This is a genomic window from Streptosporangiales bacterium (genome assembly GCA_009379825.1).
GTDB lineage: Bacteria > Actinomycetota > Actinomycetes > Streptosporangiales > WHST01 > WHST01.
The window spans coordinates 1-19,411 of the sequence record WHTA01000067.1 but is presented as its reverse complement, the minus strand read 5'-3'; the positions used below and the strand labels follow the sequence as shown (position 1 = coordinate 19,411).

Sequence of the window (19,411 nt, the reverse complement as noted above, 5' to 3'; positions counted from 1 at the left end):
CCGAAGCGTCCGCGGCTAGGTACGGTGGAGCGGTGACCGGGGACAGTATGACCACGCCCATCCGGCAGGTGGGCGGCTACCAGCTGCGGTCACAGCTCGGCGAGGGCGGCATGGGCGTCGTGTACCACGGCGTGGACGCCCGCGGCCGGTCGGCGGCAGTGAAGGTGCTGCGCCCGCACGTCGCGGGTGACCAGGAGGGCAGGGACCGGTTCGCCCGGGAGGTCCGGGCGATGCGGCGCGTCCACGGCCCCTGGGTGGCCGAGGTGCTGGACGCCGACGTGACCGGCAACCCGCCGTACGTCGCCACCACGTACATCGACGGGCCGCCGCTGTACCGCGTGGTCGCCGACCACGGCCCGCTGCAGGACGCGGAGCTGGCCAGGCTCGGCCACGGGCTGGCGGAGGCGCTGCGCGCGATCCACGCCGCCGGCGTCGTGCACAGGGACCTGAAACCGGGCAACGTGCTGATGGTGCGCGGTAACCCGGTGGTGATCGACTTCGGCATCGCCCAGGTCGCCGACGAGACGCGGCTGACGTCCACCGGCCTGCTGATCGGCACGCCCGGCTATCTCGCGCCCGAGGTGCTCGACGGGCAGCCGGCCAGCTGGGCGTCGGACATCCACTCCTGGGCGGCCACCATGGCGTTCGCGGCGACCGGGCGGCCGCCGTTCGGCCGCGGCCCATTCCAGGCGGTGGCGTACCGGGTGACCACCGGCCGCGCGGACCTGGCCGGTGTACCCGACTGGCTGCTGCCAGTACTGCGGCGTGCGATGGCGCAGCACCCGGGCGAGCGCCCGCGGCCGGCCGAGCTCGCCGCGCTGATCGGCCGTCCGGACGTGGCGCGCCTGCTGCCGCCTGGGAGCGACCGGCCACAGGTGCCGCCCACGGTGGGCACGGTGGGTCCCGCGCCGACCAGGCAGCTGACGCACGCCCCCGAGCAGCAGCGTGTTGCGCACCCGCACGGCCAGCGCCCGCCGTGGCCGGAGCGGCTGCCGCGGTTCCTGCGGCCGCGGCCGGTGTTCACGCTGTTGCTGCTGCTGATCGCGGCGGCGGCCGGGGCGAGCGCGCCGTTCCTCACGCTCAGCATGCTGTGCCTTGCGTTCATCGTCGCCCGTACCGTGGACCGACAGCGATGGTTCATCCGCGACCGCAGAGAACGACGGGGGATCGGCAGGTCCGACATGGTGGTGGCGGTCTCCGCGTTGCCGCTGCACGTCGCCAGGTCGGCGTTCTTCACCGCGGTGACGTTGCCGCTTGCCGGCCTCGGCGGCCTGGCGGCGGGGATCATCATGGTGCTCTTCGCGCCCGCCTTCCTGCCGATGGGGAACACGCACGTGATGGCGGGCCTGTTCGTCGGCGCGACCGTCCTGCTCGCCTGGTGGGGCATCGAGGGCGAGAGCCTGCGCGCCGGCACCAGGCGCCTGGTTCGTACGGTCACCGGCCGGCCGCCGGTGATCGTGGTCACCGCCCTGATGCTGACGGCGATCCTGGCGGCCCTGCTGCTCGACGCAGCCAGCGGCCCGGTGAACTGGTCACCGTTCCACGGCGGCCCCCAGTCGGTGATCGGCGGCCTGGTCAGCTGGCTGAAGCAGCACCAGTTCTTCGCCTGACCTCGCGGCCCGCGGTTGGTGGGTCAGTCGCGCCAGGGCATCGAGCGGGCTACCCGGTGGGGTAGCGACTCGCGGCCTTCTACGTCCAGGGACGTGATGACCAGGCCGCCGAGCAGCGCGACGTTCTTCAGGAAGTGGGTGCGGTGGTTGGCGCGCTCCTTGGGGTCCTCGTGCTCCCAGAACCGGTGGCCGGCGAGCGTGGTCGGGACCAGGCCGGCGACGAGCGCGAGCGCGGCGAGCCTGGGCGTCCTGCCGGTGGCCAGTGCCAGGCCGGCGCCCACCTTGGCGGCGGCGTCGGCCAAGGTCAGCGGGGAGACGTACTCCTCGGGCACGCCGAGCGGCACGAGCAGTGCCTTGGCCTTGCGGACCCGCGGCTCCGGGTTCCGGAGCACGTCGACGCCGCTCACCACGAACAGGGACGCAATGGCGGATCTGGCCACTTTGCGCACCAGCATGATCACTCCTCGCGTATGCGGCGTCGTCGACGCATTTTCACGCCACGGCGGCGGAAATGCCAGGGATCTCGCTGAGTCTGTCATAACGTAACGCCCAGCCTCTCCTTCCCCGAGAGATTACTGGAGGCGGTAACGGTGCGCCGTACACCTGTACGGCGGCGCCTGGCTGTGCTGGCGACCGCGCTGGCGCTCCCGGCGTCGCTGGTGCTCATGCATGGCCCGGGGGTTCAGGCGAGCCAGACGCCGGGTGACCGGGCCGACCAGCACAAGGGCGAACTCCGCAAGCTGGCGAAGGCCGAGTCGGCGCTGCGAACCAAGGCGAAGGCCGCACGCAACGAACTGCTCGTCGGCACGGCCAAGTGGGAAGCGTCGAAGAAGCAGCTGGCCAAGGCCAAGAAGGACGCGGCGGCGAAGGCCGCCGTGGCCGCGACCGCGAAGAAGCAGGTGGCGGAGAAGCGCCGCGTGGTGTCCCAGCTGGTGGCGAGCACGTACCAGAGCCCGCTCGACTCCTCGACGGCACTGGCCGCCGGCGTGAGCTCGGGCGACCCGCTGGCGCAGGCCCGCGGCATGGCCGACATCGACCAGGTCTACGACCAGCAGGCGTCGAAGCTGGAGAGCTTCGAGGCCGAGCAGATCGCCGCGAACGTGTTCGCGCGGCAGGCCAAGCGCGCGGAGCGGAAGGCGACGTCCCTGGAGGCCGCGCTGCAGCAGCAGACGAACGTGCTGCGCGCCAAGTCGAAGAAGTCCACCGCCGCACTGACCAAGGCCGTGGCGAAGGTCGACGAGGTGGCCAAGCGGGTACGCGCGCTCGAGGCGAAGGAGCGCAAGCGGCTGGCGAAGATCGCGGCGAAGAAGCGCGCCGAGCGGGCGAAGTCCATCGGCGGCGGCGGTGGCGGCGGTGGCGGTAGCGGTGGTGGCGGCGGCTCCATCGCGTGCAACGCGTCCTCGTCGCTGAACTACCCGAACGGGCTGATCCCGACGTCCGCGCTGTGCCCGCTGCCGCAGGCCGGCTGGTACCTCAGGGCGGACGCGGCTCGCGCGTTCTACCGGCTCAACGACGCGTACCGGGCGCACTTCGGCTCCGACATCTGCGTGAACAGCGCGTACCGGCCGCTGTGGAAGCAGCAACAGCTGTACGCCACCATGGCGCCCGGCTACGCCGCCGTGCCCGGCACGTCCAACCACGGGCTTGGTCAGGCCGTGGACCTCGGGTGCGGGGTGAGCAGCTTCGGCACGCCGCAGCACAACTGGATGCGCGCCAACGGGCCGCGTTTCGGCTGGTACCACCCGGCCTGGGCGCGGAGCACCATCCAGGAGCCCTGGCACTTCGAGTACTCGGGTTGAGCCGACACCCGGTCGACGCGAGATGATGGCGCCATGAGTGCCAGCGGGTTGCCCGAGCGTGCGGATGTCGTGGTCGTCGGGGGCGGGGTCGTCGGGGTCAGCACGGCGTTCCACCTCGCGGAAGCCGGTGCGGACGTGGTCCTGGTCGAGCGTGACGAGCTCGCCTCCGGCAGCACCTCGCGGGCCGCGGGCGGGGTGCGCGCCCAGTTCTCCGACCCGGTGAACATCCAGCTCGGCCTGCGCAGCCTGGACGCGTTCGAGCGGTTCGCCGAACGGCCCGGTGGCGAGATCGACCTGGCGCAGCACGGGTACCTGTTCCTGCTGGACGACCAGGCGGACGTCGCCGCGTTCGAGCAGAGCATCGCGCTGCAGCACGAGTTCGGGGTGCCGAGCCGGTTGCTGGAAGTACGCGAGGCGGCCGAGCTGTCGCCGTACATCGTCACCGACGGGCTGGTCGCTGCCGCGTTCTCGCCGCGCGACGGGCACTGCACGCCGGAGTCCGTGGTGCAGGGGTACGCGAACGCCGCCCGCGCCCACGGCGCCGTGGTGAGACGGCACTGCGCGGTCACCGACGTCGTGGTCACGGACGGCCGGGTCACCGGGATCAGCACATCGCAGGGTGCAATCGCGGCCGACGCGGTCGTGTGCGCGGCGGGCGCGTGGTCGGCGGCGCTGGGCGAGATGGCCGGCGTGGAGCTGCCGGTGCGCCCGCTGCGCCGGCAGATCGTGGTCACCGAGCCGGTGCCAGACCTGCTGCCGCGGCTGCCGTTCACCATCGACTTCAGCACCAGCTTCTACTTCCACCAGGAGGGGCCTGGGGTGCTGATGGGGATGCCGGACCCGGCCGACGAGTTCGGCTTCGACGTGCATCCCGACGACGGGTGGCTGGCCCGGCTGGCGGAGGCCGTCGCGCACCGTGCGCCGCGGCTGGCCGATGTCGGTGTCGCGCACCGGTGGGCCGGGCTGTACGAGGTGAGCCCGGACCACAACGCGCTCGTCGGGGAGGCCGAGCAGGTGCGCGGGTTCTTCTACGCCACCGGCTTCTCCGGGCACGGCTTCCTGCAGGGACCGGCGGTCGGTGAGGTGATGCGCGACCTGGTGCTCGGCCGCACACCGTCCGTGGACGTGTCCGCACTGGACGCGCGCAGGTTCGCGCACGCGCAGGCCCGCCCGGAGCGCAACGTCGTCTGACCGGTGGCTACGCGTCGAGGGCGCAGCGGAAGCCCTGGTTGCCCGACGACGAGTCCGGGGTGTTCTTCGTGCGTGCGGCGAGCCGGTACCTGTTGCAGTACGAGTCGTGGCACAGGTACGAGCCGCCCCGCATCACCTTCTCCTCGCCCGACGCCGGCCCGGTGGGGGTGTCCAGCGGGCCGTCCGCGTCGCCGGGGTGTTCGGTGGTGAACCAGTCCGCGCACCACTCCCAGACGTTGCCGACCACGTTGTACAGGCCGAGGTCGTTCGCGGTGAACGCCTGCACCGGCGCCGTGCCGCGGTGGCCGTCCTCGACGGTGTTGCGGGTGGGGAACTGGCCCTGGAAGATGTTGAGCCGCCAGCGGTCCTTCGGCCGCAGCTCGTCGCCCCACGGGTAGCGGGTCTGCTCGCGGCCGCCGCGCGCCGCGCACTCCCACTCCGCCTCGGTGGGTAGCCGCTTGCCTGCCCACTCCGCGTACGCGGCGGCGTCGTGCCAGGAGACGTGCACCACCGGGTGCTGGTCGCGGCCGTCGAGCGAGGTGTCCGGCCCCTCCGGCGTGCGCCAGGTCGCGCCCTCCACGCCGCGCCACCACGGCGCCTCCTGCGGGTAGGGCAGCTGCGCCTGCTGCAGCTCGCGGGGGAGCAGCCCGCCGAAGACGAACGACCAGCCGAACTGCTCGGCTTCCGTGACGTAGCCGGTGTCCTTGACGAACGCCGCGAACTGCCGGTTGGTGACCGAGCACGTGTCGATCCTGAACGCCGGCAGGGTCACCCATCGCACGGGTCCTTCGCCGTCGTGCGGGTTCGCGTCCGCGTCGTCGCCGCCCATCAGGAACGTGCCTGCGGGTACCAGCACCGTGCCGGCCGTCGTGCGCGACTTGCGTCGCTTGCTCGGTCGCGGCGGCGCGGTGGTCGCCGATGCCGTCGGGCCGGTGTCCGCGCGGCCGGGTGTGCAGCAGCTGTCGGCCATGTGACCAGTCTCGCAGAACCAACGGATCGGGTCACTCAGCTCCTACACTGCCAGCCTGAGATCACGTGGAGGTGTGCTCGTGCCGGGTCGTCCGTACCGCTCGCGTCGCAGCTGCCTGGCCGTGCCAGGCAGCAGCGAGCGCATGATCGAGAAGTCCAAGTCGCTGGCCGTCGACGAGATGTTCCTCGACCTGGAGGACGCCGTCGCCGCGGACGCGAAGGAGGCGGCCCGCAAGACCGTCGGCGAGGCGCTCGCCGCCGGCGGCTGGGACTGCACCCGGATGGTGCGGGTGAACGACTGGACCACGCAGTGGACCTACCGCGACGTCATCGAGGTGGTGGAGCGCGCGGGCGCGAACCTGGACGGCTTCATCCTGCCGAAGGTCAGCTCGGCCGACCAGGTCACCGCGTTCGACCTGCTGCTCAGCCAGGTGGAGCGCGCGAACGGGCTGCCGGTAGGCAGCATCGGCGTGGAGCCGCAGATCGAGGACGCCAAGGGCCTCGCCGACGTGGACGCGATCGCGGCCGCGTCACCGCGGGTGGAGGCGGTGATCTTCGGGCCGGCCGACTTCATGGCGAGCATGAACATGCGGTCGCTGGTCGTGGGCGAGCAGCCCGCCGGCTACGACGTCGGCGACGCGTACCACTACCCGTTGATGCGCATCCTCGCCGCGGCGCGTGCCGCGGGCGTGCAGGCGATCGACGGTCCCTACCTGCAGATCCAGGATGCCGACGGGCTGCGTCGGGTGGCCGGCCGGTCGGCGGCGCTCGGCTTCGACGGCAAGTGGGTGCTGCACCCGAACCAGGTGGACGTCGTCAACGAGCTGTATTCGCCGTCGCAGGCGGACTACGACCACGCGGAGCTGGTGCTCGAGGCGTACGAGTGGCACACCTCGGCCGCAGGTGGCCACCGCGGCGCGGTCATGCTGGGCGACGAGATGATCGACGAGGCCTCGCGGAAGATGGCGCTGGTGATCGCGGCGAAGGGCCGGGCGGCCGGTATGGTCCGTACGTCTACGTTCACCCCGCCTTCGGCGAAGGGACAGCGATGAGCGAGCACGTGCGGGTGGAGACCACGATCGACAGTGAGCGTGGGGCCGCGGAGCTCGCCGAGGCGGTGGTGAACGCGCGGCTGGTGGCCTGCGCGCAGCTGGTCGGACCCATCCGCAGCACGTACTGGTGGGAGGGCGCTGCGACCACCGACGAGGAGTGGCTGCTGGTGCTGAAGACGGCCGCGGACCGGCTGGACGACCTGGTCGCGCACCTGAGCGACGTGCACCCGTACGAGGTGCCGGAGATCGTCGCGGTGCCGGTCGTGGGCGGGCACCCCGGGTACCTGCAGTGGGTCACCGCCGAGACGCGTGGTGGCTGAACCGGAGCACCGGTGCGGCTGACCGACGAGGAGCGCGCGATCCGTGCCGGCGACGCCGGCGCGGGGGCCACCATGGCCATGCGGATCGTGCTCGGCCTCGCCCGCGCCGTCGACGCGCCACGGCTGCTGCCGGTCGAGTCTGCGCACGTGGACGGCTGCCTCTACCACGGCCGGGCGGGTCTGGACTTCGCGCGCCGGCTGGTGGAGCTCGGCGGGCAGGTGTCCGTGCCGACCACGCTGAACGTCGGGTCGCTCGACCTGCTGCACCCTGGGCTCGTACGCAGGACGGCGGACACCGAGCCGGCGCGGGAGCTGATGGACGCGTACGTCGCGCTCGGCTGCCGGCCCACCTGGACGTGCGCGCCGTACCAGCTGACCCATCGGCCCGAGTTCGGCAGCCACGTCGCGTGGGCGGAGTCGAACGCGGTGGCGTTCGTGAACTCGGTGCTCGGCGCGCGCACCGACCGCTACGGCGACTTCCTGGACATCAGCGCGGCGATCGTCGGCCGGGTGCCGGACGCGGGCCTGCACCGCACGGAGCACCGGAAGGCGCGGCTGGTGGTCGATGTCTCGTCCGTGTCGCAGGCGCTGCTCGACACCGACGTCGGCTGGGCGGCGCTCGGGTACGCGGTGGGCCGGCTGGCCGGCACCGGTGTGCCCGCGGTCGTCGGGGTGCGGTCGGCCGTGCCGGAGGAGCGGTTGAAGGCGTTCGGCGCGGCGGCGGCGTCCGCCGGCGGCGTCGGGCTGTTCCACGTGGTCGGCGTGACCCCGGAGGCGCCGACGCTCGACGCCGTGTGGCCGGCCGACGGCGCGGTGACCGAGACCGCGCTGGCCACCGCCGACCTGGCGCAGGTGCACGACGAGCTGAGCACCGCGGGCACCGACCGCATCGACGCCGTGAGTCTCGGCACCCCGCACTTCTCCGTCGCCGAGTTCGCCGAGCTGAGCGAGCTGCTCGCGGTGGGCGGCCCTGTACAGCAAGACGTCAGCTGCTACGTGTCGACCAGCCGTGCCGTGCTCGACGAGGTGACGGAGCTCGGCTACGCGCACCTGTGCGAGCGCGTGGGCGTACGGATCCTCGTCGACACGTGTACGTACGTCGCGCCGGTGCTCGACCCCGGTGTGCGGGTGGTGATGACGAACTCGGGCAAGTGGGCGTCGTACGCGCCCACGAACATCGGTGTCGCCGTGGTGCTCGGCTCGCTGGCGGAGTGCGTGGCGTCGGCGCGGGACGGACGGGTGCGCCGTGACGCGGCACTGTGGCGTTGAGCTGACCGGCCGGGTGCTGCACGGCGGCACTGCGACCGGCGAGCTGCTCGTGCTCGACGCGCCGCTGTCGTTCTGGGGCGGCGTCGACGCCACCGGCACCATCGTGGACGCCACCCACCCGCAGTGCGGCCAGCGGCTCACCGGCCGGGTGGTGGTGATGCCGCCGGCGAAGGGCTCGAGCTCGTCCACCTCGGTAGTCGCTGAGCAGCTGCGGGCCGGCACCGCTCCCGCGGCCGTAGTGCTGACCCGCGCCGACCCGATCATCGTGCTCGGCGCCCTGGTCGCCGCCGAGCTCTACGCCGTGGCCATGCCCGCCCTCGTGGTCACCGACCTGTCCGGGCTGCCGACGTCGGGGTGGGCGGCGGTACTCGCCGACGGCGAACCGGGCCGGTTGCGGGTCAGCGCAGGCTGATCCGCACCTCGCCGGCGGTGGGGTCTGCGGCACGCAGCAGGGCCGCGGGCACCCGCACCGCCCGGCCCGGCCAAGCCGGGCGGGGGAGTCGGCGGCTGGTCAGCTCCGCGTCGCCCTGGCGGACGACGACCGTGGGCCTGGCGCGGAACTCGTCGGTCCACGCCAGCAGCTGGCCGCGCGGCGGCGGTGGGTCGCCGGGACGCACCGCCGTCGGCGTCACCCACCGCAGTGGTGCCTCGGCGACCAGGCGTACGCTCTCGCGCGGGCCGGCGTTGCCGTCGAGCCAGGCCAGCACCGAGCGTGCGACGTGCCGGCCGTCGAGCGCGGCGAAGCCGGCGGTGGCGACCGGGTGCAGCAGGTCGCCCGCACCGAAGACGCCGGGCCTGCTCGTACGCAGTGCGCCGTCGACGCTCGGGGAGCGGGAGCCTGCGGCCAGCTCGAGTCGCGCCGACCTGGCCAGCTCGTGTTCCGGCACCCAGTCCCCGGTGAAGACCACGCAGTCGCAGTCGACGATGCGGCGGCCGCCGGCGGCGTCCTCGACCTCGACGCCCTCGACGGTGCGCTCGCCGAGGATCCGCACCACCCGGGTGCCAGGCGCGACCGGTGTCCGCAGCAGCACCCGGCCGGCGACCGAGTAGGCGGGCAAGTGCTGCTGCTCGGTGGTCATGAGGACGGTGTGCGCGCCGGCCTCGCGCAGCGTCAGCACTGCCGACCAGCTGACCGGATCGGCGCCGACGACCACCGCGTGCCTGCCGACGAACCTGCGGTACGCATGCACCAAGCGCTGCAGCTGCCCGGTCGTGTACACGCCGGCCGGCCGGGTGCCCGGCACCAGCCGCGCGGGCCGCGGCCGTTCCCGCGCGCCGGTGGCGAGCACCACGGCCTGCGCCTGCACGTGCAGCAGCCCCTGCGGCGTGGTGACCTGCAGGGTGCGCTCGCCGACCCAGCCGGTGACCGTCGCGTCGGTACGGATCGCCGCACCCGCCCGGTGGGCGGCGGCGGCCAGCTGCCGCGCGTAGCCGGGGCCGGAGAGCAGCCGGCCGAGGTCGCGCAGGCCGTAGCCGAGCTGGTGGCTGTAGTGCGGTGCCCCGCCTGGCTGACCGTTGCGCTCGAGCACGAGCACCTGCCCGGACCGGCTGGCAGCGAGCTCCCTGGCCGCGGTGAGACCGCCGGGGCCGGCGCCGACGACGGCCACCGCTGGGTTGAGCGTGGTCTCGCCGGTCACTTCTCGCCCCGCCTGGCCGTGTTGAACAGGGTCGCCAGCTCCGCGCCGCAGTAGCTGCCCTGGCAGCTGCCGGCCATCGCCCGGGTGCGGCGCCGCAGCCCGCCGAGGTCGGTCGGCGGTATCGCCGCCTGCAGGGCGTCGCGGATCTCGCCGTGGCTCACCCGCTCGCAGTAGCACACGATCCGGCCGTAGTCGGGGTCGGCGGCGATGTGGTCGGCCTGCTGGTACGGGCGCGGGCCGGTCTCGCCGAGGTTCGGCAGCCGCGGCGGTGCCGGGTGGCTCGCGCGCCGGCCGACCCGCAGCCCCGCGTCGGCCAGCAGCTGCCTGGTGTGCTCGGCCAGTGCCATCGACGCGGTCAGGCCGGTCGAGCCGAACCCGCCGAGCAGCAGGTAGCGCTGGTCGGCGTCGACCGCCACGACGTAGTCACGCCTGTCGGTCGCCGCGTGCAGACCGGCGTAGCTCGCGGTGACCTCCTCGGCGACCAGGCCGGGCATCAACCGGCGGCCCGCGGCGAGCAGCTGCCCGATGCCGCGCTCGGTCGTCTCCGGTGTGGTCCGCTCCGCCACGTCGCCGGACGTCGGGCCGAGCAGTACGGTGCCGTAGACCGTGGGGCTGACCGGCACCTGGTCGCTCGCGGCCGGCACCGGTCGCACGATGTGGTTCACCAACGGCCGGGCGAGCCGGTCGAAGACCAGCACCTCGCCACGCCGTGTGGTGACAGCTAACCTGCGGTGGCCGAGCATCCGGTCCACGGTGTCGGCGCCGAGGCCGGCGGCGTTCACCACCCACCGCGCCCGGACCGTGCCGTGGTTGGTCAGCAGCGCTGTGTCCGCCGGCTCGACCCGCACCGCCTGCACCTCGTGCCGCAGCCGCAGCTCGACGCCGCGCTGCACCGCCTCGGTCGCGTACGCGAGCGTGGTCGTCCAGCCGCAGACGACGGCCTCGTCCGGCACCCACATACCGCCGCGCGCGCCGGGGCCGAGCTGTGGCTCGCGCAGGTAGACCTCGGCGGCGCCGACGATCTCGCATCCCCGGTAGCCGTTGCGTTCCGCGGTGTCGCGTACACTGGCAAGCGAGGCGAACTCGTCGGCCGTCCAGGCGACCAGCAACGCACCGCACCGCTCGACCGGGATGCCCGTACGGGTGGCGTGCGCGGCGAGCAGGTGGTGTCCGCGGGCGACCAGTCGTGCCTCGAGCGTGCCCGGCGTCGCGTCGAAGCCGGTGTGCAGGATGCCGCTGGCGGCCCTGCTGGTGCCGGTGCCCACGTCGGCGCCGGCGTCGAGCAGCACGACCTGCAGCCCCGTGCCGGCGAGCTCGCATGCGACGGCGGTGCCGACGACGCCGGCACCGATGATGGCGACGTCGAAGGGCTCAGCCACGGGCTTGGCTCCATCTCCTCGGGTCCCTGACAGCGGCAGCGCGCCACCGCCGACCGGCGGGTACGCCGGCTTCCCCCATGGATTCGTCGAGCTGCCACCCGCGGTGGCGACACCCCACAGCCGGCCGGCTACGCGAGAGTGGACCGCCGTGGGCGGCCACAGCCTACCGGGCGCGGTGTTCGCCTGGTGGGCGTGCTCTCGACAACTGTCGGCGATCCGTAGTTCGATCGCAGTGAGCGAACCCCGAGGAGTCGGCCGATGAGCGTGCCCGTCACCAGCAAGTCCACGGTGAGCAGCGAAGACACCGTGCTGAACGAGGTCGCGGACCGGGTGCTCTGGCTCGCGACGGCGATCGTCGACCAGGCGAACCGGGTGCGGCAGAACCCGTCCGGGCTGAAGGTCGGCGGGCACCAGGCGTCGTCGGCGTCGATGGTGTCGATCATGACGTCGCTGTGGTTCAGGCACTTGCGCGCGGAGGACCGGGTGTCGGTGAAGCCGCACGCGTCGCCGGTGCTGCACGCGATCAACTACCTGCTGGGCGCGCTCGACGCCTCGTACCTGCCAAGGCTGCGCGACTTCGGCGGGCTGCAGAGCTACCCGAGCAGGTCGAAGGACCCGGACCCGGTGGACTACTCGACCGGCTCCGTCGGCATCGGTGCCACCGCGCCGATCTGGGGCGCACTGTCGCGCCGGTACGTCGACACGGCCGTCGGGGGAGCGGGCAGCGGCCGGCAGTTCTCGCTCGTCGGTGACGCCGAGCTGGACGAGGGTGCCGTCTGGGAGGCGATCCTCGACCCGGCGGTCGCGGAGCTCGGCGAGATCGTGTGGATCGTCGACCTGAACCGGCAGTCGCTCGACCGGGTGGTGCCGAACATCGCGGCGGAGAAGCTGCAGGGCCTGTTCGGCGCGGCCGGCTGGCAGGTGCTCACCCTCAAGTACGGCCAGCGGCTCGAGGCCGTCATGGCGCGGCCGGGCGGCGACGCGCTACGCCGCCGGATCGACGAGATGACCAACCCGGAGTACCAGCGGTTGCTGCGCTGCGACGCGACCGAGCTACGTGAGCGGCTGCCGGGCACCGGACCTGACGCGCAGGCGATCGCGCAGCTGATCGAGCAGCTCGACGACGACGGGCTGGTGGACGCGTTCGCGAACCTCGGCGGACACGACCTCGGAGCGCTCGACCAGGCGTTCGCGGCGATCGACGACTCGGTGCCCACGGTCATCTTCGCGTACACCGTCAAGGGCTGGGGGCTGCCGACGCGCGGCCACCCGCAGAACCACTCGTCGCTGCTGACCGAGGAGCAGATGCGCGAGCTGGCCGCCCGGCTCGGCGCCGACCCGGACGACCCGTGGCGCCAGTTCCCCGCCGGCGGCGACGCGCAGCGGCTGTGTGCGGCGACCGCCGACCGGCTGCGCAGGACCGCACGGCCGGCAGCGACGCCACCCGCCGTGCCGACCGGCTTCGGTCGCACCCCGTCGGGTACGGCCACCACCCAGGCGGCGCTCGGGCGTGCTTTGCTCGACCTGACCAGGCAGGCCCCGGACGCGGCGCGCCGGGTGGTGACGGTGAGCCCGGACGTCAGCTCCACCACGAACCTCGGCGGCTGGGTGAACAAGGTCGGCGTGTGGTCGGCGCGCGAACGCCGCGACTGGTTCGCCGACGACCGGGAGACGCTGCTGCACTGGCGGGAACAACCCAGCGGCCAGCACATCGAGCTGGGCATCGCGGAGGGCAACCTGGTCGGGCTGATCAGCGAGCTCGGCGCCACCTGGAGCCGCTGGGGCGAACCACTGCTACCGATCGGCGTGCTGTACGACCCGTTCGTCGAGCGGGCGCTCGAACCCTGGGCGTTCGGCATCTACGCCGGCGGCCAGTCGATCGTGGTCGGCACCCCTTCGGGTGTCACGCTCGCACCTGAAGGCGGCGCGCACCAGTCGATCAAGACGCCGTCGATCGGGTTGGAGCAGGCCGGCTGCGTCACGTACGAGCCGGCGTTCGCCATCGACACCGAGTGGGTGCTGCTCGCCAGCCTGGCGCGGCTGGGCCGGCCGGACGGCAGCTCCGCGTACCTGCGGCTGTCCACCAGGCCGATCGACCAGACGCTGGCCGCGCTGCCGGTCGACCCGGCCGCGCGGGAACGCCGCAGGCGGCAGGTCACCGCCGGCGCGTACGTGCTGCACCGGGTGGCCGAGCCGAAGGTCACCATCGCCGCGATGGGCGCCGTCGTGCCGGACGCGCTCGCGGCGGCGCAGCGGCTGGCGCAGGTCGGCATGCCGGCCGACGTCGTGTGCGTGACGAGTCCGGACCTGCTCTACCGCGCCGTCCGCGGTCGACAGGGCCACGAGCAGGCCGAGTCGTGGATCCTCGACCAGGTGTTCCCTGCGTCGCGGGCGGCCCCGCTGGTGACGGTGCTCGACGGCCACCCGCATGCCCTGACCTTCCTGGCGACGGTCAACCAGGCGCGCACCACCGCGCTCGGCGTCACCGGCTTCGGCCAGTCGGGCGCCCTGGAGGACGTCTACCGGTACCACGGCATCGACACCGACAGCATCGTGCGAGCCGCACTCGACGTCACGGCCTAGAGCCTCGCTCCGCCGTGCGGCCACCGCGCTGCCACCTAGATAGCTCCGAGACGGAGTTATCTGGTTTGATGGTGGGGAAGGTGACCGAACGGGTGAGGCGGTTTCTCGGTGCCCGCAGGACGGCGGTTCCGGCGACGACATCGCGATCCGACTTACCCCGGCGGCGAGTCTGCCGCGCCTGGTCGCTACCACTGGCGGGTGCTGTCGGTGACGAGCATCGGCGCGTTCCTGATGGCGGTGAACACCAGCACGCTGAGCGTGGCGTTGCCGGTGGTGGCCAGGCACTTCCGGGCGACGGCTACCGAGGCGAACTGGATCCTGCTCTCGTACATGCTGGCCAACACGGTGATGATCCTCGTGTTCGGGCGGCTGGCCGACATCTTCGGTCGCCGGTTGCTCTACGTCGGCGGGCTCACCGTGCTTACGGTGGCATGCCTGGCGTCCGGGCTGGCGCCGAGCCCGGCTGTGCTCATCGGGTTGCGGGTGCTGCAGGCCATCGGCGGCGCGTGCATCCTCAGCAACACCACGGCGCTGCTCGCCGACGCGTTCCCGCCACGGCTGTTGAGCACGGCGCTCGGGCTGAACGTGATGCTCGTGTCGAGCGCGCAGGTGCTCGGGCCGGTCGTGGGCGGCTTCTTCGCCACCGTCCTCGACTGGCGGTGGGTCTTCTGGTTCAACGTGCCGGTCGGCGCGGTCGGCGTGGTGTGGGCCGCGGTGACGTTGCGGAAGGTGCCTTCGGCGGGTTCCAAGGAACCGTTCGACCTGGTCGGTGCGGCCCTGTCGCTGGTCGTGATCGGGTCGCTCGTGCTCGCGCTCTCCGAGGGCGGCGCACGGGGGTGGACGGCACCCGCGGTGCTCGTCGCCGGCGGTTGCTTCGTCGTGTCCACGCCGCTGTTCCTCTGGGTGCAGCGGCGCCGGACGTACCCGCTGGTCGACCTCGCGCTGTTCGGCGACCGGGAGCTGGCGATGGCGTTCCTGGCGACGTTCCTGAACTCGGTGGCGCGGTTCGCCACGGTGATCCTCGTATCGCTGTACGTCCAGTCGGTGACGGGCGCGAGCGCGTTCCACGCCAGCCTGCAGGTGATGGCCGTCGCCGTCGGCATGATGGTCGCCTCGCCGGTCGCCGGACGGATCGCCATGCGGGTGTCGGCCAGGATCGTGTCCACCGTCGGGATGTTGGCCACCTGCGTGAGCCTGCTCGCCCTGGCCGTGCTGATCGAACCTGGCGCCGCCTGGGCGCACTTCGCCGTACCGCTGGCCGGGCTCGGGCTGGGTAGCGGTCTCTTCCTCACCCCGAACACCAGCGCGATCATGGCCAGGGTCCGGCCGACCCGGCGCGGCATCGCGAACGGGCTGCGGTCGATGCTGCAGAACGCCGGCATGGTGGTCAGCACGGCGCTCGGGCTGGCGATCGTCACCAGCCCGCTGTCGCACCAGGCGAAGGCCGCGGCCTACGCGGGGCAGCTCTCGCACCTGCCGCACGCGGTGCTCGGCGTGTTCACCGACGCGTACCGGTTCGCGTTCGTGCTGCTTGCCATCCTGGTCGCCGCCGGGACGGTCGCGTCGCTGCTGCGCTCGTCCCGCAGGTAGGGGCCCGCTACCCCGATCAGCGGGCGCCTACGCCGGTGCGCCGTGCGTCAGCGGAGGCTGCGTACCAGGACGGAGATCCCCTGGCCGATGCCCAGCCAGAAGAGCGCCGCGAGGCCGTAGTTGAGCAGCATGCGCAACTGCGGGAAGTCCGGTGTGAAGAGGTCGTGGAAGAACCAGGCCAGCGTGTAGGAGAGGTCGGCCACCAGGGTGACCAACGGGTTGGCGGTGTTGGCGTCGAGCAACGTGAAGATGATCTGCAGGCCGAGGATGGCGGCGAAGACGCTGGTGATGATCGTCGCGACGGTCGTCGTGACCCGGACGGTACGCGCGCGTGACTGGCGGTCGCGGTAGTCGTCGCGGGTGCGTCGCCTCCGCCGGTCGTCGGGCGGGTACGCGTAGGAGAGCTCTTCGGTGTCGCCGTACCTTCGATCGGACATCGGGACATTGTCGTGACGGCCGTAGCGGTTTGTATCCCGGTCGCAGACGCAGCGTGGCAACGCCATGACGGGTGCGCGGTCGACATTCCGTAAGCCGCCGGCAATCCGGACACCTCGAGCGTGTTGACGGGCGCCGGTTACGAAGCGTCGCTCTCCGTTGCCCGGAGTGCGGCCCGCAGGCTCTGCGCGAACGCGGCCGGGGAGGCGGCACCGACCCCGACCACGACCCGCGGACCTCGTAGTACCGGCGTGCGCCGGGGACGTCGAGATAGCGTCCGGTCGCCTGGGCGTTCATGCCGGCCGCCAAGCCGCGGTGGTGACACGTCGGATGGGTAGACCGGGCGCGCACGTGGACTCATCGGTCGACCAAGGAAGGACCATCATGCCCGTCGGCGCCACCTCGATGCCGCGCACGGGTTCTGGGTGCTCGGTCTCGGCCTGCAGGTGCTCTACCGCGAGGCGGCCGACGGCACTCCCGGGCAGCACGCGTTGCTGATGGCCGGTTGGCCGGACGCCGCCTGGCATCTGGAGCTCACGCGCGACCCGGCCGGTGCGGTGGAGCCGCGGCCCACCGCCGACGACCTGTTGGTGCTAAACCTGGGCGAGCAGGTGCCAGCCGCCGTGGTGGCGCAGCTCGAACGGCACGGCGGCACCCGGGTGCCCGCGCACAACCCGTACTGGGACATCTGGGGCGTGACCGTCGAGGACCCGGACGGCTACCGGCTGGTGCTGTGCAACCGCGACTGGTCGAACGCCTGACGGCCACCGCCACTCCTGACGGGCCAGTAGCATCGCGCCGTGACGTCGTCCGAGACCGCGGTGCGTGCGCCGGTACGCAGACGGCCCGCGTTGCGTTGGACCGTGGTCGCGTGTGCGGGCGCGTATGCCCTGCCGTTGGCCGTAGCCGCGCTCGTCAGTAGACCGCAGCTGTTCGGCCTGTCCGACGTGACCGGCTTCCTCCACCTGGCGGCGTTCCCAGCTGTGCGCGGGATCGCGTGGTCGGTCGTCGCGGTCGTGCTCGCCGGCGTCGTGCTCGTCGCCCGCAGGCGGTACCTGGTGTGGCTGCTGGTCGTCGCGGCACTCGCGGGCGGGTTCGACCTGGCGACGACGGCCCTGCGAGGTGTCGGTGGGCAGCTGCCGCCACCGTCGCCTGGTGACATCTCGGTCGTCACCGTCAACACGCTGAACGAGATGGTCTCGCCGGAAGAGGTCGGCAAGCTCGTCGTCGAGGAGCATGCGGTGGCGCTGGCGATGCCGGAGACCAGCCGGACGTTCGCGGACGAGGTCGCTGCCTACCTGGCCGAGCGCGACGTGCGGATGCAGGTGTTCGGCGGCGTGCCGCGCGAGCTGGCCTGGCCGAGCGTCACGTCGCTTCTGGTGAGCACGACGTTGGGCAGGTACGAGACCGTCGCGCGGGCGAAGCCGACACTGGACGCCGTCGCTGCCGCGCCGGTGCGCGGTGACGGGCCCACGTTCGCCGCGGTGCACACGCCGCCGCCGTTCGTGCCGGTGTCCGCGCCGCGCGCGTGGGAGGGCATCTGGCGCGACGGCGCGAGCCGTGCCGCCGCGCTGGCTGGGAACGGCGCGCGGACATAGTGCTCGGTGACGTCAACGCCACTCTCGACCACGAGCCACTGGCCGACCTCGGTGGCTGCGTGGACGCAGCGGACGCTGCGGGCGCCGGCAGTGCGGGCACCTGGCCGGCGTCAGCGCCGGCCGCGATTGCGGCTCCCATCGACCACGTGTTCGTGCCGCGTGCGTCGTGGCTGGTGCTCGGCACCGCGGCACGAGTCGTCGATGGCAGCGACCACCGCGCGTTGGTGGCACGACTGCGTCATCGCTGACCCGATTGCCGAAAAGCGTTGATTCACAAGGGTTCAGGACGAAGGTTATCAGTTCTGCCGTTACGCGTCACTGCGGGCTCGTAGCGGCGTTAACGAGTTGATTGCCTGCGAGCCCGGCAACTCCGCCGGTGCGTTCGCACCCCTTGGAGAAAGCCGTAGCCAACCATGCCTGCCTGCCTGCTGCCAGTCACGGTCGCCGTGATTCCTGCCTGCAACGAGGGTGCGGGCATTGCAGCGGCAGTACGTGGCCTGCACGCCCAGACCGCGCCACCGGCCGAGGTCGTGGTGGTCGCGAACAACTGCTCCGACGACACCGCCGTCCAGGCGCGCGCGGCGGGCGCCGTCGTGCTCGAGATGCCGGTGAACCCGGACAAGAAGGCGGGAGCGCTCAACTGGGCGTTGGAGTCGTTGTTGCCGATGCTGTCGCCTACCGACCGGTTGTTGGTGATGGACGCCGACAGCGTTCTCGACGAGCCGTTCCTCGCGGCCGCTGCGACGTACCTGAACCGCGGCTACGGCGGTGTCGGCGGCACGTTCCGCGGCGGGTCCGGTGGCGGATTCGTCGGTCACCTGCAGCGCAACGAGTACGCCAGGTACCAACGTAACGTGGACCGCAGGAGGGGACGCTGCCTGGTGCTCACCGGCACCGCGGCGGTGTTCTCCGTCGCCACCCTGCGCGAGGTGTCGCAGGCCCGCCTGGACGGCCGGCTGCCGGCGGGCAACGGCAGCGGCGGCGTCTACGACACGACGGTGCTCACCGAGGACAACGAGCTCACGTTCGCGCTGCTGCACCTGGGACACAAGGTGATCGCGCCGCCCGAGTGCACCCTGAGCACCGAGGTGATGCCGAGCTGGCGGGCGCTGTGGAAGCAGCGGCTGCGCTGGAAACGCGGTGCGGTCGAGAACTGTGCGCAGTACGGGCTGACTCGCGTGACCTGGCGGTACTGAGGGAGGCAGGCGTTCACCGCGCTCGGCGTCGTCGTGTCCACCCTCTACCTGGTCACCGTCGGCTATGCGCTGACCACTGGAAGGCTCGGAGCGCACCCCGTGTGGCTCGGTCTCACCGGCATCTTCGTCGCCGAGCGCGTCGTCACCGTCAGGTACCGCGGCTGGAGGCGGATGCTCGCCGCCGCGACCATGTACGAGCTCGTCTTCGATTACTTCCTCCAGGCATGTCACGCATGGGCGTATGCCTGTGCGGTCACCCGCCGGGAGCGGAGATGGTAAACCGACTCAGGAAAGGAACCACATGTACGACAAGGCAATCGCCGGTGCCGGTACGGCGGGGGCGGGTCTGCTCCCGTTCACCGGCAGCAACGCCGTGTTTCTCGCCCTCGCGGCGTTCGCACTGGTCGCCTGCGGGGCAGCGTTGCTGCGCATCGTCCCCAAGCCGAGCGCCCGCAACCGGCAGTAGACAACCCGCCGCTGGCCACGGCGACGGACGACCTGCGAACCAGGTCGTGGCCAGCGGCACCGTCCAACGGCCGGCACACAATGCGTGACACGGCTGCCACTGCCACTGCGCTGGACGGCAGAGCTGGCGATCGCGGTGGCGGTGGTAGCACTGCTGTTCGCCGGATACCTGCAGTGGGGAGGCTGTCGCACGAATCAGGCTCTGGATCCGCGTTTCGTGGGCGCCCGTGGTCCGTGGCGGTCGGAAGAATCGGTGCGTGGCTTACAACTTCGTGGTGTGTGATCGTGAGCAGCTGATGTTGATGCCGCCGTCGATGG

General features: G+C 72.3%; 19 protein-coding genes. 14 read left to right on the top strand and 5 right to left on the bottom strand.

Annotated elements, in window-relative coordinates; all coding sequences use genetic code 11:
- Positions 1-32: 32 nt before the first annotated feature.
- The gene (locus GEV07_24210) at positions 33-1,610 is read left to right on the top strand and encodes a protein kinase (protein MQA05687.1); all 1,578 of its coding nucleotides are present in this window, start codon (positions 33-35) and stop codon (positions 1,608-1,610) included.
- A 23-nt stretch (positions 1,611-1,633) separates the two neighbouring features.
- Here the strand turns inward: GEV07_24210 and GEV07_24205 are convergent, their stop codons facing one another.
- Positions 1,634-2,149 (bottom strand): DoxX family membrane protein, encoded by a 516-nt coding sequence (locus GEV07_24205; GenBank protein ID MQA05686.1) that lies wholly within the window; start codon positions 2,147-2,149, stop codon positions 1,634-1,636.
- A gap of 483 nt (positions 2,150-2,632) precedes the next feature.
- Here GEV07_24205 and GEV07_24200 point away from each other — a divergent pair, with 483 nt between their 5' ends.
- Together GEV07_24200 and GEV07_24195 are read left to right on the top strand one after the other, a co-directional pair.
- The gene (locus GEV07_24200) at positions 2,633-3,409 is read left to right on the top strand and encodes a hypothetical protein (protein MQA05685.1); all 777 of its coding nucleotides are present in this window, start codon (positions 2,633-2,635) and stop codon (positions 3,407-3,409) included.
- A 33-nt stretch (positions 3,410-3,442) separates the two neighbouring features.
- Positions 3,443-4,600, top strand: coding sequence for an FAD-dependent oxidoreductase (locus GEV07_24195; protein ID MQA05684.1), 1,158 nt, complete (start codon positions 3,443-3,445; stop codon positions 4,598-4,600).
- A 7-nt stretch (positions 4,601-4,607) separates the two neighbouring features.
- Here GEV07_24195 and GEV07_24190 read toward each other — a convergent pair whose 3' ends face one another.
- Positions 4,608-5,570, bottom strand: a complete 963-nt coding sequence (locus tag GEV07_24190; GenBank protein ID MQA05683.1) for an SUMF1/EgtB/PvdO family nonheme iron enzyme — start codon at positions 5,568-5,570, stop codon at positions 4,608-4,610.
- Positions 5,571-5,649: 79 nt separating this feature from the next.
- Between GEV07_24190 and GEV07_24185 the strand changes: the two genes are divergently transcribed.
- From GEV07_24185 to GEV07_24170, 4 genes are read left to right on the top strand one after another with little or no spacing between them, the layout of a single operon-like run.
- Complete coding sequence (locus GEV07_24185; protein ID MQA05682.1) at positions 5,650-6,621, top strand: CoA ester lyase; 972 nt, start codon at positions 5,650-5,652, stop codon at positions 6,619-6,621.
- Positions 6,618-6,941, top strand: coding sequence for a divalent cation tolerance protein CutA (locus tag GEV07_24180; protein ID MQA05681.1), 324 nt, complete (start codon positions 6,618-6,620; stop codon positions 6,939-6,941). The genes GEV07_24185 and GEV07_24180 overlap by 4 nt, the downstream gene beginning before the upstream one ends.
- 12 nt (positions 6,942-6,953) lie before the next feature.
- Positions 6,954-8,210, top strand: coding sequence for a DUF521 domain-containing protein (locus GEV07_24175; protein MQA05680.1), 1,257 nt, complete (start codon positions 6,954-6,956; stop codon positions 8,208-8,210).
- A gap of 1 nt (position 8,211) precedes the next feature.
- Entirely contained in the window at positions 8,212-8,622 is a 411-nt protein-coding gene (locus tag GEV07_24170; protein ID MQA05679.1) for a DUF126 domain-containing protein, read from the top strand.
- Here the strand turns inward: GEV07_24170 and GEV07_24165 are convergent.
- Both GEV07_24165 and GEV07_24160 read right to left on the bottom strand, forming a co-directional pair.
- Positions 8,609-9,847: an NAD(P)-binding protein gene (locus GEV07_24165; GenBank protein ID MQA05678.1), complete on the bottom strand. Its 1,239-nt coding sequence runs from the start codon at positions 9,845-9,847 to the stop codon at positions 8,609-8,611. The two genes, GEV07_24170 and GEV07_24165, sit on opposite strands and share 14 nt — an antisense overlap.
- The gene (locus GEV07_24160; protein ID MQA05677.1) at positions 9,844-11,226 is read right to left on the bottom strand and encodes an FAD-dependent oxidoreductase; all 1,383 of its coding nucleotides are present in this window, start codon (positions 11,224-11,226) and stop codon (positions 9,844-9,846) included. Before GEV07_24160 ends, GEV07_24165 begins: the two co-directional genes overlap by 4 nt.
- A 258-nt stretch (positions 11,227-11,484) precedes the next feature.
- Here GEV07_24160 and GEV07_24155 point away from each other — a divergent pair, with 258 nt between their 5' ends.
- Together GEV07_24155 and GEV07_24150 are read left to right on the top strand one after the other, a co-directional pair.
- Positions 11,485-13,809, top strand: a complete 2,325-nt coding sequence (locus GEV07_24155; protein ID MQA05676.1) for a pyruvate dehydrogenase — start codon at positions 11,485-11,487, stop codon at positions 13,807-13,809.
- A 207-nt stretch (positions 13,810-14,016) separates the two neighbouring features.
- Positions 14,017-15,399 carry a DHA2 family efflux MFS transporter permease subunit gene (locus tag GEV07_24150; protein MQA05675.1) on the top strand — a complete coding sequence of 461 codons (1,383 nt, stop codon included), beginning with the start codon at positions 14,017-14,019 and terminating at the stop codon, positions 15,397-15,399.
- 47 nt (positions 15,400-15,446) lie between these two features.
- Here GEV07_24150 and GEV07_24145 read toward each other — a convergent pair whose 3' ends face one another.
- Positions 15,447-15,692 (bottom strand): hypothetical protein, encoded by a 246-nt coding sequence (locus tag GEV07_24145; protein ID MQA05674.1) that lies wholly within the window; start codon positions 15,690-15,692, stop codon positions 15,447-15,449.
- A 501-nt stretch (positions 15,693-16,193) separates the two neighbouring features.
- On the opposite strand from GEV07_24145, the gene GEV07_24140 reads away from it, so the two are divergent.
- The 5 genes from GEV07_24140 (at position 16,194) to GEV07_24120 (ending at position 18,907) form a co-directional block, all read left to right on the top strand.
- Positions 16,194-16,595, top strand: coding sequence for a VOC family protein (locus tag GEV07_24140; GenBank protein MQA05673.1), 402 nt, complete (start codon positions 16,194-16,196; stop codon positions 16,593-16,595).
- A gap of 39 nt (positions 16,596-16,634) precedes the next feature.
- Positions 16,635-17,432, top strand: a complete 798-nt coding sequence (locus GEV07_24135; GenBank protein ID MQA05672.1) for a hypothetical protein — start codon at positions 16,635-16,637, stop codon at positions 17,430-17,432.
- Positions 17,432-17,680 (top strand): hypothetical protein, encoded by a 249-nt coding sequence (locus GEV07_24130; GenBank protein ID MQA05671.1) that lies wholly within the window; start codon positions 17,432-17,434, stop codon positions 17,678-17,680. The genes GEV07_24135 and GEV07_24130 overlap by 1 nt, the downstream gene beginning before the upstream one ends.
- A 165-nt stretch (positions 17,681-17,845) precedes the next feature.
- Positions 17,846-18,628 (top strand): glycosyltransferase, encoded by a 783-nt coding sequence (locus GEV07_24125; GenBank protein ID MQA05670.1) that lies wholly within the window; start codon positions 17,846-17,848, stop codon positions 18,626-18,628.
- A gap of 33 nt (positions 18,629-18,661) precedes the next feature.
- Positions 18,662-18,907 carry a hypothetical protein gene (locus tag GEV07_24120; protein ID MQA05669.1) on the top strand — a complete coding sequence of 82 codons (246 nt, stop codon included), beginning with the start codon at positions 18,662-18,664 and terminating at the stop codon, positions 18,905-18,907.
- Positions 18,908-19,411 lie beyond the last annotated feature (504 nt).